The organism is Stenotrophomonas sp. SMYL20 (assembly GCF_036320045.1).
Taxonomy (GTDB): Bacteria; Pseudomonadota; Gammaproteobacteria; order Xanthomonadales; family Xanthomonadaceae; genus Stenotrophomonas; species Stenotrophomonas maltophilia_A.
Genome location: NZ_JAWIRT010000033.1, coordinates 1 through 13,792, shown reverse-complemented (window position 1 = coordinate 13,792; position 13,792 = coordinate 1). Strand labels below are relative to the sequence as shown.

Here is a 13,792-nt window from a genome sequence, read left to right as displayed (position 1 = left end):
TCGTGGTTGCCAGGAACGTCCTCCAGGGGAAACGAGCACGATGCAAAGACACCACCTCGCGTTGGCCGCAGCGTTGGCCAGCCTGATGCTTGCCGGTTGCAGCCAGTCACCGTCACCCGGCGCCGAAAGCGCCAGCGATGCACCCAGCCGCCGTTTCGGCACGATCGACTTCCAGCCCTGCACGCTGTCCACCGAAGGCGCCAGCGCCAACGTGGAAGCGCAGTGCGCCACCCTGCAGGTGCCGGAAGACCGGGCCCAGCCCGATGGCCGACGTATTGGCCTGCGCATCGCCTGGCTGGAATCGGGCAGCAGCGGCTCCAGCCAGCCCGATCCGGTGTTCTTCCTGGCCGGTGGCCCCGGCCAGGCGGCCAGCGAAGTGGCGGTCATCGTCGATACCGCGCTGCGCCAGGTGCGCAAGCAGCGCGACATCTTACTTGTCGACCAGCGGGGTACCGGTGGCTCCAACCCGCTCAGCTGCCTCGGCGCGGACGGCAAGGACCTGCAGATGGACGAGGACGCCGCTCCCACCGAGGCGTCGCTGCGCGACTACGCGCAGCGCTGCGCGGCCTCGCTGCAGGGGCGTGCCGATGCCCGCTTCTACACGACCACCGAAGCCATCGCCGACCTGGATGCGGTACGCCAGGCCTTGGGCGTGGACCGGATCAACCTGGTCGGCGGCTCCTACGGTACCCGCGTGGCCCAGCGCTATGCCGGTGCCTATCCGCAGCACACCCGCAGCATCGTCATCGATGGCGTAGTGCCCAATGAACTGGTGGTGGGCGGCGACTTCGCCACGACGTTCGAGGATGCGATCGCCCTGCAGTCGGCGCAGTGCCGTAAGGATGCCGCCTGCAGCAAACGCTTCCCGACCGACACCCGCGCGCAGCTGCGCAGCGTGGTCGAGACCCTGCGCCGTGCGCCGGTCTCGGTGGAGTATCGCGACCCCGGCACCAACCAGACCCGGCAGGATGTGCTGAGTCCGGACAGCGTGATCGGCCTGGCGTTCGCCTTCTCCTATGTGCCGCAGTATTCCTCGCTGCTGCCGCTGGTGCTCGATGAAGCCGCGCATGGCCGCTATGCACCGCTGGCGTCGCTGGCACGCGGTGCGAACCGCAGCATGGATTTCCAGATCAACCGAGGCATGCAGTGGTCGGTGATCTGCAGCGAGGATGCGCCGCGTTACAAGGCGCCTGCCGAGGACCCGGAGCGACTGTTCGGCAACGACGTGGCCAGTGCCTTCTTCGCGGCCTGCCCGGTATGGCCGCACCAGCCGGCGTCAGCGTCCAATGCCGTGCCGCTGCGCAGCGACGTACCGGCGCTGCTGCTGTCCGGTGAACTCGACCCGGTGACGCCACCACGCTATGCCGAACAGGTCCTCAAGGGCCTGCCGAATGGCCGCGCGCTGGTCGCCCGCGGCCAGGGCCACGGCACGCTGAGTGCCGGCTGCATGCCGCGCCTGCTCGGCCAGTTCATCGACAAGACCGATGCCAAGGCGCTGGATGCCGGCTGCCTGGACACGCTGAGCTACGTGCCGGCGTTCACCTCGTTCAACGGATGGGAACCATGATCGTCGCCGACAACCTGCACAAGGCTTTCGACACCCGCACCGGCCGCATTCAGGCGGTCTCCAATGTCGGCTTCCGCGCCGAGGACGGCCGCATCACCGGCCTGCTGGGCCCCAATGGTGCCGGCAAGACCACCACCATGCGCATGCTGTACACGCTGATGACCCCGGACCAGGGCAGCATCAGCGTCGATGGTGTCGACGCCGCACGCAATCCGGTGGAAGTACGCCGCCACCTTGGCGTGCTGCCCGATGCGCGTGGCGTCTACAAGCGCCTGACCGCGCGCGAGAACATCGCCTACTTCGGCGAGCTGCATGGCCTGTCGGCCGAGCGCATCCGCGAACGCATCGAAGTGCTGTCGCATGCCCTGGACATGGGTGACATCCTCGACCGCCAGACCGATGGTTTCTCGCAGGGCCAGCGCACCAAGACCGCGATCGCCCGCGCGCTGGTGCACGACCCGCGCAACGTCATTCTGGATGAGCCGACCAACGGCCTGGACGTGATGACCACGCGCGCACTGCGCCGCTTCCTGCTGGGCCTGCGCGAAGAGGGCCGCTGCGTGATCCTGTCCAGCCACATCATGCAGGAGGTGGCCGCGCTGTGCGATCACATCGTGATCATCGCCAAGGGCACGGTGATGGCTGCCGGCAGCGCCGATGAACTGCGTGCGCAAGCCGGCGAATCCAACCTGGAAGACGCGTTCGTGAAACTGATCGGCAGCGAAGAGGGCCTGCACGCATGAGCATGATGTCGACCCTGATGACGGTGATGCGCAAGGAACTGCGCGACCTTTCCCGTGATCGCCGCACGCTGCTGCTGACCCTGCTGTTCGGGCCGCTGCTGTACCCGGTGCTGCTGCTGGGCATGGGCAAGCTGGCCGAGAGCCGGGTACGCACCCAGATCGAGCAGCCGCTGCAGATTCCGACCATCGGTGCGGAGAACGCCCCCAACCTGGTGCGTTTCCTCGCCGCGCAGGGGCTGAACACCGCACCGGCACCGAAGGACCTGGCCGAGGCCATCCGCAGCCAGGAGATCGACGTGGCGCTGCGCATCAGCGATGACTTCGGCAAGGACTGGGCCGATGGCAAGCCGGCGCTGGTGGAGGTGATCAAGGACAGTACCCGTCGTGCCGCCGAAGTGCCCAGCGCACGTCTGGAGGCGGCACTGGCCACCTACAACGGCCAGGTGGGGGCACTGCGATTGATGGCGCGCGGCATCGACGCACAGGTGGCGCGGCCGCTGGATGTGGCGCGCCAGGACCTGGCCAGTGCCGAGGCCAAGCGCGGCATGATCCTGTCGATGCTGCTGCCGGTGCTGCTCACGCTGACCTCGTTCATCGGCGGCGCCTATCTGGTGATGGATGCCACCGCCGGCGAGCGCGAGCGGCAGTCACTGGAACCGCTGCTGGCCACGCCCGGCTCGCGCAGCGCGATCGTCAGCGGCAAGATCGCGGCTGCCTGCGTGGTCGGGTTCGTATCGCTGCTGCTGACCCTGGTGGCGTTCAAGGTGAGCGCACAGATCGCGCCCGGCAACATCGGCCGCCAGTTCAACATGAACGTCGCCTCGATGCTGCAGATGCTGCTGGTGATGCTGCCGATGCTGATGATCGGCACCTCGCTGCTGACCTTCCTGTCGGCGGCGGCCAAGAGCATGAAGGAAGCGCAGAGCCACATGACCTGGCTGATGCTGCTGCCGATGATGCCCGGCTACGCGCTGGTGGCCTATCCGCTGAAGAGCGAGCTGTGGCAGTACGCCGTGCCGTTCCTGTCGCAGAACCAGATGCTGTTGAAGGTGATCCGCCACGAGACCATCACGCCGTCGGTCTGGGCCATCTATCTCGGTGCCAGCCTCGGCCTGGCCGCAGTGCTGTGGTTCGCCGCCGTGCGCCGTTACCACAACGAGCGTCTGGCGATCTCGGGCTGACTGCAAAAAGGGGACGGAGGGGATTAAGTCGTTTTTAACCCTCCGCCCCCTTCTTCTGAGGGCGCCCCCGCTTGCGCAGCACCACGGGGCGGCCCAGTGTCTGTTCCACCATCCGCAGGTAAGCTGCATTTCCCAACGGATGCTGCCCGGCACTGTGCGCGCGTATTGCCGGCAGGTCGGCGGACGCGTTCACGTCCCGCAGGAACTGCGCATAGAGCGTCGTCCGCTGTCGCTTGGTCGAGGCCAGTGCCTGAAAGGCGGGGTGTTCTGTCAGCATCGGATCATCGCGGCGCTGCAGGTTTCCATGCACGCTCGACCATGGGTGATCTTCCGGGGCGCCTGTCATGCCTGCACGAACTGGATTGAGTTCGATGTAGCGATAAACGCTGAGCAGATAGGCGTCGCTGTCCACCATCGAAGAATGGAAGCGGCCCTGCCAGAGTGGTCCGCTGCGCTCATGCCGCTGATTGAACGCCTGGACATAGTTGTTGCCCTGCATCCGCATCGCGTTGGCCAAGCCGGCCTGAGTGGAGGGTGTGGCCAATAGATGGACGTGATTGCCCATCAATACATAGGCATGCAGCGCGACCTGATGCTTCAGGAAGGCGCTGTGCAAAAGGTGCAGAAACAGCTGGCGGTCGATATCGTCAACGAAGATCGCCCCCTTGTTCACACCGCGCTGGGTTACGTGATACGGCTGTTCGGCCAACATCAGGCGTGCTTGTCGAGGCATGGCAGTTCAGGGGTTTCAAGGAATCATCAGCCTGCCGCCTCCGTGACCGCGAAGGGCATCAGGCGATGCCGCGAGTTGATGTGGGGGAGGGCAGAAGCGACTTAATCCCCTCCGTCCCCTTTTCCATACCGCGCAGGCGTCACCCCCATCTCGCGCTTGAACACGGCGATGAAGGCACTGGGTGTGTCGTAGCCCATCGACAGCGCGACGCTGATCACCGGTTCGCCGGACAGCAGGCGTGGCAGCGCCAGCAACACCCGCAGGCGTTGCCGCCACTGGCTCAGCGTCATCTGGGTCTCGGCCAGCCAGTGGCGCGCCAGGCTGCGGCTGGACAGTCCAATCGCGGCCGCCCAGTCCTCAACGCTGCGAAGGTCGTCCGGTGAACGTGCGAGTGCGGCAGCGATCCGTCGCAGGCGACGGTCACGCGGTTGTGGCAGGGCAAGCGGCAGAGGCTTGCTGGCGGCAATCTCATCGGCGATCACACCGGCCAGTCGTGCCTGTGTGGCATCCAGTGGAACATGCGGCCACTGCAGCGCCCGAATCACCGCGGCCTGCAGCAGCGGCCCCGGCTGGAAGATGCGAGGGGCTGCAGGCAGGTCGGTGCAGGCCTGCGCGCTGAAGTACAGGCTCCAGCCGTCGAACGCACTGGTACTGGCCAGTGCGTGGGGCAGCGAAGGTGGTATCCAGGCGACATGACCCGCCGGCAGCAGCCAGTGCAGGTCGCCCACCTCGATCCGCAGCAGGCCCTGATGTGCACCCAGCAGCTGCCCGCGGGCGTGCTGGTGGCGTGCCGTGCGGCGCGGACCCGGCAGGCGCAGCTGCGCCCCCAGCAACGCAGGCCCGTCGGCGGCATTGGCCAGTGCCGGGTCAATCAATGCGGTGGTTGTCTGATCTGCCATATCGATTGGCAGTTATACGGCAGAAACGTCGCGTCCGCGCCCCGACACTGGAGCCCACTTCAACGGAGCGCTTCCCCATGCAGCCACAGGACATTCTTCCGGACCATCAGAACGAGGTGCAGGTAAATGGCCTCACCGTGCGCAAGGGCAGCGTCGGTGCCTTCCTGGCCAGCGTCCGTGCCTGGCAGGATCCCACCAGCGATGATGCCACCCGCGCCACTGCCGAAGCCGACCTGCGTGCGTTGCTGCCCGGCCTGCATGCGCTAGGCCTGTTCCAGGTGCTGGCTGCGCGCGATCCGGCGTTGCAGCGCCTGATTGATGGCGCGGCCTGAAACGGACAAGGCCCGGACGGACCGGGCCTTGGCGTCATGGAGGTGGCAGAAACGACTTAATCCCCTCCGTCCCCTTTTTTGCGGTCAGCCGCCCGGTGCGAACACCAGGGTGCGGCGGGTGGTGACCGGCGCGTTGACCGGCTCGAAGCGCCAGCGCTTGACCGCGTTCAGGGCTTCGCGGTCGAAGGTCCGTCCCGACGTCGCGCGCAGCACGCGGGCGCTGACCACTGAGCCGTCGGTGCCGACGGTGATCTCCACCAGCACTTCGCCCGACGTTCCCGAACGCAGTGCCTCGGCCGGATAGCGCGGCGCCGGCGTGCTGACCGGGCGGAGGGTGGGAGCTGCCGCGGCGGCTGCCTGGCGTGCGGCGCTGGCCTGTTGGGCGGCGGCCTGCTGCTGTTTCTGTTCGGCATCGCGACGGGCCGCGGCCTGGCGCTCGGCCTCCTGGCGCTCGTTGTCGCGGCGTGCGGCATCCTGCTGCGCGGCAATCTGCTTGGCCGCATCGGCTTCCTTGGCGCGCTGCTCGGTCAGGCGCTGCTGTTCGGCCTGCTGCTTGGTCCGGTCTTCGGCGTCCTTCTTGGCCTTCTCGGCTTCGGTCTCGCTGCGCTTGGCCGCATTTTCCACGCCCTTGGCCAGGCCTTCCTTCAGGCGCGGCAGGGCGGGAGCGGAGGCGTCCACCTTCTCGATCAGTGCCACCAGGCGCTGCGCCTCGGTGTAGTCCTCGCGGCCCAGGTGCTGCTCGGCGGCGATCAGGGTGTAGGGCAGCAGGTCGGTCAGCGCGCTCTTCACCGACGCGTCGTCCGGTGTCTTGTCGCGCAGGGCGAGGTAGTACTCGATGGCGTTGTCGCCGGCCGGCGCGTACATGCGGTTCTCGCGCAGTGCCTGGCTGGCCGATTCACGCAGCTGTTCGGTGCCCATGGACTGCACCTTGGCGGCGACCACCGGTGCGGCCGGTGCAGCAGCGGCGGGTGCGGCGGCCGGGGCCGGTGCTGCAGATTCTTCCTTTCCCGAGCAGGCGGCCAGCGCCAGTGCCAAAGCAACCGGCAGCCACCGGCGCGCGGCGGTGATCGTTGAGACGTGCGACATCCTGCTCCCCTCTAGAAGACGACGTGACGTAAATCATTGATACGCATGGCCGGGACCTGTGGTCCGGGCGCGGAACGATGACGTTTCCCGACGCCACCGCCGGCAACGGCGAGGGTGCAATCTAGCATCCCGGCCACCGCCGCGTACAAGGGGCAGGGGCCGGGATGGGGCAGCGGCGAAGGACCGCTGCCGGTTGCCGCATCAGTGGTCGTGCGACTTGCTGTGGCTGTTGGACATCAGCTTGTCGGTCCAGGCAATACCGATCGCCGACAGGATGAACACGCAGTGGATGATGGTCTGCCACAGCACGCCTTCCTGGGTCATGGTCGTGCAGGTATCGACACCAGCGTTGTAGAAGCTGGTCGAAGCCGACGACACTGCTGCTGCCCATTGTTCCGGCTTGCACAGCGGCAGTCCCTTCAGCGCGCTGGTGGCGATGAAAGTCTTCAGCAGGTGGATCGAGGAGATGCCGATGATCGCCATTGCCAGCTTCACCTTCAGCACGCTGGCGTTGACGTGGCTCAGCCATTCCGGCTGGTCCGGGTGGCCTTCCAGGCGCAGGCGCGAGACGAAGGTCTCGTAGCCACCGACGATCACCATCACCAGCAGATTGGAGATCATCACCACGTCGATCAGGCCCAGCACGATCAGCATGATCTGCTGTTCGCCCATCGAGACCGAGTGGGACAGCAGGTGCCACAGTTCCTTGCCGAACAGGAACACGTAGACGCACTGGGCAAGGATCAGGCCCAGGTACAGCGGCAGCTGCAGCCAGCGCGAGGCGAAGATCAGCGAGGACAACGGGGACAGGGGGCGAGGACTGTGGCTCATGCAGGACAGTGCGTTTCGGGGGAGCCGCGAGGTTACCGGCCCGTCGTGACGGTGCCAACCCAACTCTCGCACTAGACTTCAGGTTCCTTTCCGCACCCCGAGCCGCCGCCATGATCGACCTGTATTACTGGCCCACCCCGAACGGCCACAAAGTGACCCTGTTGCTGGAAGAAGCCGGCCTGGAGTACCGCATCCATCCGGTCAACATCGGCTCGGGCGACCAGTTCAAGCCGGAATTCCTCGCCATTTCGCCGAACAACAAGATGCCTGCGATTGTCGACCACGCCCCGGCCGATGGCGGCGCCCCGCAGAGCGTGTTCGAGTCCGGTGCGATCCTGCTGTACCTGGCCGAGAAGACCGGCCAGTTCCTGCCCAGCGACCCGCGCGGCCGCGTCACCACTCTGGAGTGGCTGTTCTGGCAGATGGCCGGCCTGGGCCCGATGAGCGGCCAGATGGGCCACTTCAACGTGTATGCGCCGGAAAAGATCCCCTACGCGATCGAGCGCTACGACAACGAAGTGCGCCGCCTGCACGGGGTGATGGACAAGCGACTGGCCCAGCACGCCTTCCTGGCTGGCGACGCGTACACCATTGCCGACATGGCCAGCTACCCGTGGATCGGTGCCTACGACAAGCTGCCGGTGGATTTCGCCGCGTTCCCGAACCTCAAGCGCTGGCACGAAGCGATTGCTGCACGCCCGGCCACCCAGCGCGCCTATGCCCTGCGCCAGCAGGTGAACCCCAACGCCGGCAAGCCGCTCAGCGACGAAGAGCGCAAGCACCTGTTCGGCCAGCGTTGACCCGGAACGGTGGGTGCCGACCGTTGGTCGGCACGCCTCATGGGCAGAAGGTCATGCTGCCTTCCCGCACCGGCTTGGTTAGGATGGAGGCTGACCGCCCCGCGTCCATCGCGGTGGCGGACCTGCCGTTTGCCGGGATCCTCCATGCGCCACCTGTTCGCTTCGCTCGCCCTCATGCTCGCCACCAGTACCGCCGCCCACGCTGAAAAGCTGACCCTGGAAGCCATCACCGGCCCGCTGCCGCTTTCCGGCCCGACCCTGATGAAGCCGAAGGTCGCCCCCGATGGTTCGCAGGTCAGCTTCCTGCGCGGCAAGGACAGCGACCGCAACCAGCTGGACCTGTGGACCTATGACATCGGCAGCGGCCAGACCCGCCTGCTGGTGGATTCGAAGGTGGTGCTGCCCGGCACCGAGACCCTCAGCGATGAGGAAAAGGCCCGCCGCGAGCGCCAGCGCATCGCCGCGATGACCGGTATCGTCGATTACCAGTGGTCGCCGGACGCGCAGCGCCTGCTGTTCCCGTTGGGCGGCGAGCTGTACCTGTACGACCTCAAGCAGCAGGGCCAGGCCGCAGTGCGCCAGCTGACCCACGGCGAGGGCTTCGCTACCGACGCCAAGCTGTCGCCCAAGGGCGGTTTCGTCAGCTTCATCCGTGGCCGCAACCTGTGGGTGATCGACCTGGCCAGCGGCAAGCAGCTGCAGCTCACCCGCGACGGCAGCACCACCATCGGCAACGGCGTGGCCGAGTTCGTCGCCGACGAGGAAATGGACCGCCACACCGGCTACTGGTGGGCGCCGGATGATTCGGCCATCGCCTTCGCGCGCATCGATGAAGCACCGGTGCCGGTGCAGAAGCGCTACGAGGTCTACGCCGACCGCACCGACGTGATCGAGCAGCGTTACCCGGCCGCCGGCGACGCCAACGTGCGCGTGCAGCTGGGCGTGATCGCACCGGCCGCCGATGCGCAGCCGCGCTGGGTCGACCTCGGCAAGGAACAGGACATCTATCTGGCTCGTGTCGATTGGCGCGATGCGCAGCACCTGAGCTTCCAGCGCCAGTCGCGTGACCAGAAGCAGCTGGACCTGGTGGAAGTGGCACTCGACTCCAACCGCCAGCGCGTGCTCGCGCACGAAACCAGCCCGACCTGGGTGCCGCTGCACAACAGCCTGCGTTTCCTCGACGACGGCAGCGTGCTGTGGTCGTCCGAGCGCACCGGTTTCCAGCATCTGTACCGCATCGACAGCAAGGGCAAGGCCACCGCGTTGACCCACGGCAACTGGCCGGTGGACGAACTGCTGGCGGTCGATGAGAAGGCTGGCAAGGCCTACTTCCGCGCCGGCATCGAGACCTCGCGCGAAAGCCAGATCTACGCGGTGTCGCTGCAGGGCGGTGAGCCGCAGCGCCTGTCGAAGGCACCGGGCATGCACAGCGCCAGCTTCGCCCGCAATGCCAGCGTCTACGTCGACAGCTGGTCCAACAGCACCACGCCGCCGCAGATCGAACTGTTCCGCGCCAATGGCGAGAAGATCGCCACCCTGCTCGAGAACGATCTGGCGGACCCGAAGCATCCGTATGCGCGTTACCGCGATGCACAGCGCCCGATCGAGTTCGGCACGCTGACCGCGGCCGACGGCAAGACCCCGCTCAACTACAGCCTGATCAAGCCGGCCGGCTTCGATCCGTCCAAGCGTTACCCGGTGGCGGTGTACGTCTACGGTGGCCCGGCCAGCCAGACCGTCACCGACAGCTGGCCCGGTCGTGGCGACCACCTGTTCAACCAGTACCTGGCCCAGCAGGGCTACGTGGTGTTCTCGCTGGACAACCGCGGCACCCCGCGCCGTGGCCGTGACTTCGGTGGCGCGTTGTACGGCAAGCAGGGCACGGTGGAAGTGACCGACCAGCTGCGCGGCGTGACCTGGCTGAAGCAGCAATCGTGGGTGGACCCGGCGCGCATCGGCGTGCAGGGCTGGTCCAACGGTGGCTACATGACCCTGATGCTGCTGGCCAAGGCCTCGAACCAGTACGCCTGTGGCGTGGCCGGTGCGCCGGTGACCGATTGGGGCCTGTACGACAGCCACTACACCGAACGCTACATGGACCTGCCGGCGCGCAACGAAGCGGGTTACCGCGAAGCGCGCGTGCTGACCCATATCGACGGCCTGCGTTCGCCGCTGCTGCTGATCCACGGCATGGCCGACGACAACGTCTTGTTCACCAATTCGACCAGCCTGATGAGCGCGTTGCAGAAGCGTGCACAGCCGTTCGAGCTGATGACCTACCCGGGTGCCAAGCATGGCCTGTCCGGCGCCGATGCCCTGCATCGCTACCGCGTGGCCGAAGCCTTCCTGGGACGCTGCCTGAAACCCTGATCCACAGCCGGGAAGGAGCCCGCCGATGACCCTGCCACCACCGATTCCCGCCCATCGACAGACGTCCGCCGGTTGGTGGTGCCGTCATTGGCGCTGGGCGATGCCGTTGACGGTGGTGCTGGTACTGGGCGGCGCCGGTGGCGTGGTGACCTGGAGCGTGCTGCGCTGGAGCGAGGCGGCACGCGAGAGCCCGCCGATGCGCGAAGCGTTGCGCCGCGCGGGCTGCAGCATCGAACTGGTGGAAGCCTTTGGCGAGCCGCTGCATATCGAATCGATGCCGCTGGGCAGCATGCAGACCGCGATGAACGGCCAGCGCGACGTCGGCCTGACCGTTGCGCTGGAAGGACCGCATGCGCACGGCCGGCTGTTCGTGCAGGGCAGCCGTCGCGATGAAGTCTGGGATTACCCGGTGATGTATGTACTGGCCGAAGACAAGCAGACCTTCGACCTGACTGCACTGGATGACGACGAGGCTGCGGGGGAGTGCGAGCTGCAGGCCTGCCGTGAGCGTGGCGAATGCCCGCTGACCGCCGCGCTGTGACCGCAGGTCGCGCGGCCGGGTAAGGGCGGCCATGTAGAGTCGACTGCTCTCCACAAGACGCCTGAAAACCCCGCGCTGCGCGCGATAGTCGACTGACAGTCGACTCTACCCATCAGCCGCGCCGTGACCTCCAGCCGATTGTCGCCATCGCCGTGAGCGCGTAAGTTGCGGGCAACCCTTTGCTGGAGTGTCCCATGAAGCCGATTGCGCTCGCTGTTGCCCTGGCCCTGACTGCCGCCCCGTTGCTGTCCGCACCGCCGGCCCTGGCCGCGCCGGCTGCCAAGGCCGCGACTCCCGCCAGCCCTGCCTGGGTCGCCCGCAGCAATGCACTGGCGCAGATCCTGCTTGATGCACAGGGTCCGTTCCAGCCGGAGGAAACCGGCTTCTTCGGCGTTCCCGGCTACGACGACAAGGTGGCCGACCTCGGCCCGAACAACGGCAAGCGCTACCGCGCCGCGATGGCCAAGGCCCGCGACGAACTGAAGGCGAAGCTGGCCACCGAGCAGGATCCCAACGTCCGCCAGGACCTGGAGATCATGATCCATGCCGCCAGCCAGAACATCGAAGGCAGCGAGCTCAACGAGAAGTACCTGTTGCCGTGGAGCGATGCGCCGCAGACGGTGTTCAGCGGCCTCAACCTGCTGCTGTCCGACCAGGTGCCGGCCGAGCGCCGGGCCAAGGCGATCGACCGCCTCAAGGCCTATGCCGGCCTGCAGCCCGGCGGCACCGCGTTCACAACGCTGGCGCGCCAGCGCTATGAAGAGCGCTTGAAGGACAGCAGCCTGCTGCAGCCGACAAGGATCGAAGTGCAGCAGTCGCTGGACAACGTCGAGACCTACATCACCGGTATCGAGTCGCTGCTGAAGAAGTACCAGATCGCCGGTGCCGATGAAGCAATGAAGGCGCTGGCCGGGCAGATGAAGGACTACGCCAGCTGGACGCGCACCACCGTGCTGCCGAAGGCTCGCACCGACGCACGCCTGCCGGCACCGTTGTACGCGTACCAGCTCAAGCAGGTCGGCATCGACATCGACCCGAAGCTGTTGATGCAGCGCGCGCAGCTGGAGTTCATGGAAACCCGCTCGGCGATGCAGCAGCTGGCGCCGCTGGTGGCGAAGGACAAGGGCCTGAAGGTGGCCGACCCGAGCGACCCGGTGGCGGTGATCCGCGCGCTGAAGGCCGACAAGATTGCCGACGATCAACTGGAAGGCCACTACCGCAAGGTGATCGACGCGATTGATCCGCTGATCCGCGAGCACGCCATCGTCGACGTGCCCAAGCGTGCCATGCAGATGCGACTGGGTTCGGCCGCCGAGAGCGCCGCAAGCCCGGCGCCGCACTTCCTGCCGGCGCCGCTGGTCAACAATACCGGGCAGCAGGGCACCTTCGTGCTGCCGCTGGGCAACCCGGCCGCCGGTCCGGGTGCGCAGTACGACGACTTCAACTTCGGCGCGGCGGCGTGGACGCTGAGCGCGCATGAAGGCCGCCCCGGCCACGAGCTGCAGTTCACCGCCATGGTCGAGCGCGGCGTGTCGCTGGCACGCACGATGTTCGCGTTCAATTCGGTGAACGTGGAAGGCTGGGCGCTGTATGCCGAAGCCGAGATGGTGCCGTACGAGCCGCTGGACGGGCAGATGATCGCCCTGCAGTTCCGCCTGCTGCGGGCTGCGCGCGCGATGCTGGACCCGATGCTCAACCTCGGCCTGACCGACCGCGCCAACGGCGAGCGTGTGCTGATCGAGCAGGTCGGCCTGTCCAAGGCGATGGCCACCCAGGAACTGGACCGCTACATGGTGCGCATGCCGGGCCAGGCCGGTAGCTACTTCTACGGCTACACCCGCATCCTCGAACTGCGCATGCAGACCGAGCTGGCACTGGGCGCGAAGTTCGACCGCCTGGCGTTCAACAACTTCCTGCTCGACCAGGGCCTGCTGCCGCCGGACCAGCTGGCCGATGCGGTGAACAAGGTGTTCGTGCCGAAGTACAAGCGCTGAGCATCACCGGTAGTGCCGGCCACTGGCCGGCGCCGCGGGTTTCGTGCCAACCAAGGTTGGCACCTACCAGAGCGATGCGTCGGTTGTTGCAGGGGTAGTGCCGGCCGCTGGCCGGCAATCGCCGTTGGTAGATGCCAACCTTGGTCGGCGCTGTGGGTTTGTGCCAACCAAGGTTGGCACAAACCAGAGCGATACGTCGGTTGTTGCAGGGGTAGTGCCGGCCGCTGGCCGGCAACCGGTGTTGGTAGATGCCGACCTTGGTCGGCGCCGCGGGTTTCGTGCCAACCAAGGTTGGCACCTACCAGAGCGATGCGTCGGTTGTTGCAGGGGTAGTGCCGGCCGCTGGCCGGCAATCGCCGTTGGTAGATGCCGACCTTGGTCGGCGCTGTGGGTTCGTGCCAACCAAGGTTGGCACCTACCAGAGCGATACGTCGGTTGTTGCAGGGGTAGTGCCGGCCACTGGCCGGCAACCGGTGTTGGTAGATGCCGACCTTGGTCGGCGCTGTGGGTTTCGTGCCAACCAAGGTTGGCACCTACCAGAGCGATACGTCGGTTGTTGCAGGGGTAGTGCCGGCCGCTGGCCGGCAATTGCCGTTGGTAGATGCCGACCTGGGTCGGCGCCGCGGGTTTCGTGCCAACCAAGGTTGGCACCTACCAGAGCGATGCGTCGGTTGTTGCAGGGGTAGTGCCGGCCGCTGGCCGGCATTTCCCTTGG

General features: G+C 66.7%; 12 protein-coding genes. 8 read left to right on the top strand and 4 right to left on the bottom strand.

What is annotated here, in order from left to right; all coding sequences use genetic code 11:
• Positions 1-40: 40 nt before the first annotated feature.
• From V3B48_RS19230 to V3B48_RS19220, 3 genes are read left to right on the top strand one after another with little or no spacing between them, the layout of a single operon-like run.
• Positions 41-1,567, top strand: coding sequence for an alpha/beta hydrolase (locus V3B48_RS19230; RefSeq protein ID WP_329894257.1), 1,527 nt, complete (start codon positions 41-43; stop codon positions 1,565-1,567).
• The gene (locus V3B48_RS19225; RefSeq protein ID WP_012512433.1) at positions 1,564-2,310 is read left to right on the top strand and encodes an ATP-binding cassette domain-containing protein; all 747 of its coding nucleotides are present in this window, start codon (positions 1,564-1,566) and stop codon (positions 2,308-2,310) included. The genes V3B48_RS19230 and V3B48_RS19225 overlap by 4 nt, the downstream gene beginning before the upstream one ends.
• Positions 2,307-3,491: an ABC transporter permease gene (locus tag V3B48_RS19220; RefSeq protein WP_329894256.1), complete on the top strand. Its 1,185-nt coding sequence runs from the start codon at positions 2,307-2,309 to the stop codon at positions 3,489-3,491. The genes V3B48_RS19225 and V3B48_RS19220 overlap by 4 nt, the downstream gene beginning before the upstream one ends.
• A gap of 34 nt (positions 3,492-3,525) precedes the next feature.
• Here the strand turns inward: V3B48_RS19220 and V3B48_RS19215 are convergent, their stop codons facing one another.
• Both V3B48_RS19215 and V3B48_RS19210 read right to left on the bottom strand, forming a co-directional pair.
• Positions 3,526-4,224 carry a transposase gene (locus tag V3B48_RS19215; RefSeq protein ID WP_071228553.1) on the bottom strand — a complete coding sequence of 233 codons (699 nt, stop codon included), beginning with the start codon at positions 4,222-4,224 and terminating at the stop codon, positions 3,526-3,528.
• Between the two features lie 101 nt (positions 4,225-4,325).
• The gene (locus V3B48_RS19210; RefSeq protein ID WP_279913401.1) at positions 4,326-5,123 is read right to left on the bottom strand and encodes a helix-turn-helix transcriptional regulator; all 798 of its coding nucleotides are present in this window, start codon (positions 5,121-5,123) and stop codon (positions 4,326-4,328) included.
• A gap of 77 nt (positions 5,124-5,200) precedes the next feature.
• On the opposite strand from V3B48_RS19210, the gene V3B48_RS19205 reads away from it, so the two are divergent.
• Complete coding sequence (locus V3B48_RS19205; RefSeq protein ID WP_049462828.1) at positions 5,201-5,455, top strand: hypothetical protein; 255 nt, start codon at positions 5,201-5,203, stop codon at positions 5,453-5,455.
• An 84-nt stretch (positions 5,456-5,539) separates the two neighbouring features.
• Here V3B48_RS19205 and V3B48_RS19200 read toward each other — a convergent pair whose 3' ends face one another.
• Together V3B48_RS19200 and V3B48_RS19195 are read right to left on the bottom strand one after the other, a co-directional pair.
• Complete coding sequence (locus V3B48_RS19200) at positions 5,540-6,541, bottom strand: energy transducer TonB (RefSeq protein WP_125895406.1); 1,002 nt, start codon at positions 6,539-6,541, stop codon at positions 5,540-5,542.
• A gap of 201 nt (positions 6,542-6,742) precedes the next feature.
• Complete coding sequence (locus tag V3B48_RS19195; RefSeq protein ID WP_032129129.1) at positions 6,743-7,372, bottom strand: TIGR00645 family protein; 630 nt, start codon at positions 7,370-7,372, stop codon at positions 6,743-6,745.
• Positions 7,373-7,482: 110 nt separating this feature from the next.
• Here V3B48_RS19195 and V3B48_RS19190 point away from each other — a divergent pair, with 110 nt between their 5' ends.
• The 4 genes from V3B48_RS19190 to V3B48_RS19175 all read left to right on the top strand — a co-directional run bounded on the left by V3B48_RS19190 (position 7,483) and on the right by V3B48_RS19175 (position 13,077).
• On the top strand, positions 7,483-8,172 hold the full coding sequence (locus tag V3B48_RS19190) for a glutathione binding-like protein (RefSeq protein ID WP_032129128.1): 690 nt from the start codon (positions 7,483-7,485) through the stop codon (positions 8,170-8,172).
• 144 nt (positions 8,173-8,316) lie between these two features.
• Positions 8,317-10,542, top strand: coding sequence for a S9 family peptidase (locus tag V3B48_RS19185; RefSeq protein ID WP_032129127.1), 2,226 nt, complete (start codon positions 8,317-8,319; stop codon positions 10,540-10,542).
• A gap of 25 nt (positions 10,543-10,567) precedes the next feature.
• Entirely contained in the window at positions 10,568-11,083 is a 516-nt protein-coding gene (locus tag V3B48_RS19180) for a cytochrome c oxidase assembly factor Coa1 family protein (RefSeq protein WP_032129126.1), read from the top strand.
• Positions 11,084-11,277: 194 nt separating this feature from the next.
• Complete coding sequence (locus tag V3B48_RS19175; protein ID WP_329894255.1) at positions 11,278-13,077, top strand: DUF885 domain-containing protein; 1,800 nt, start codon at positions 11,278-11,280, stop codon at positions 13,075-13,077.
• Positions 13,078-13,792 lie beyond the last annotated feature (715 nt).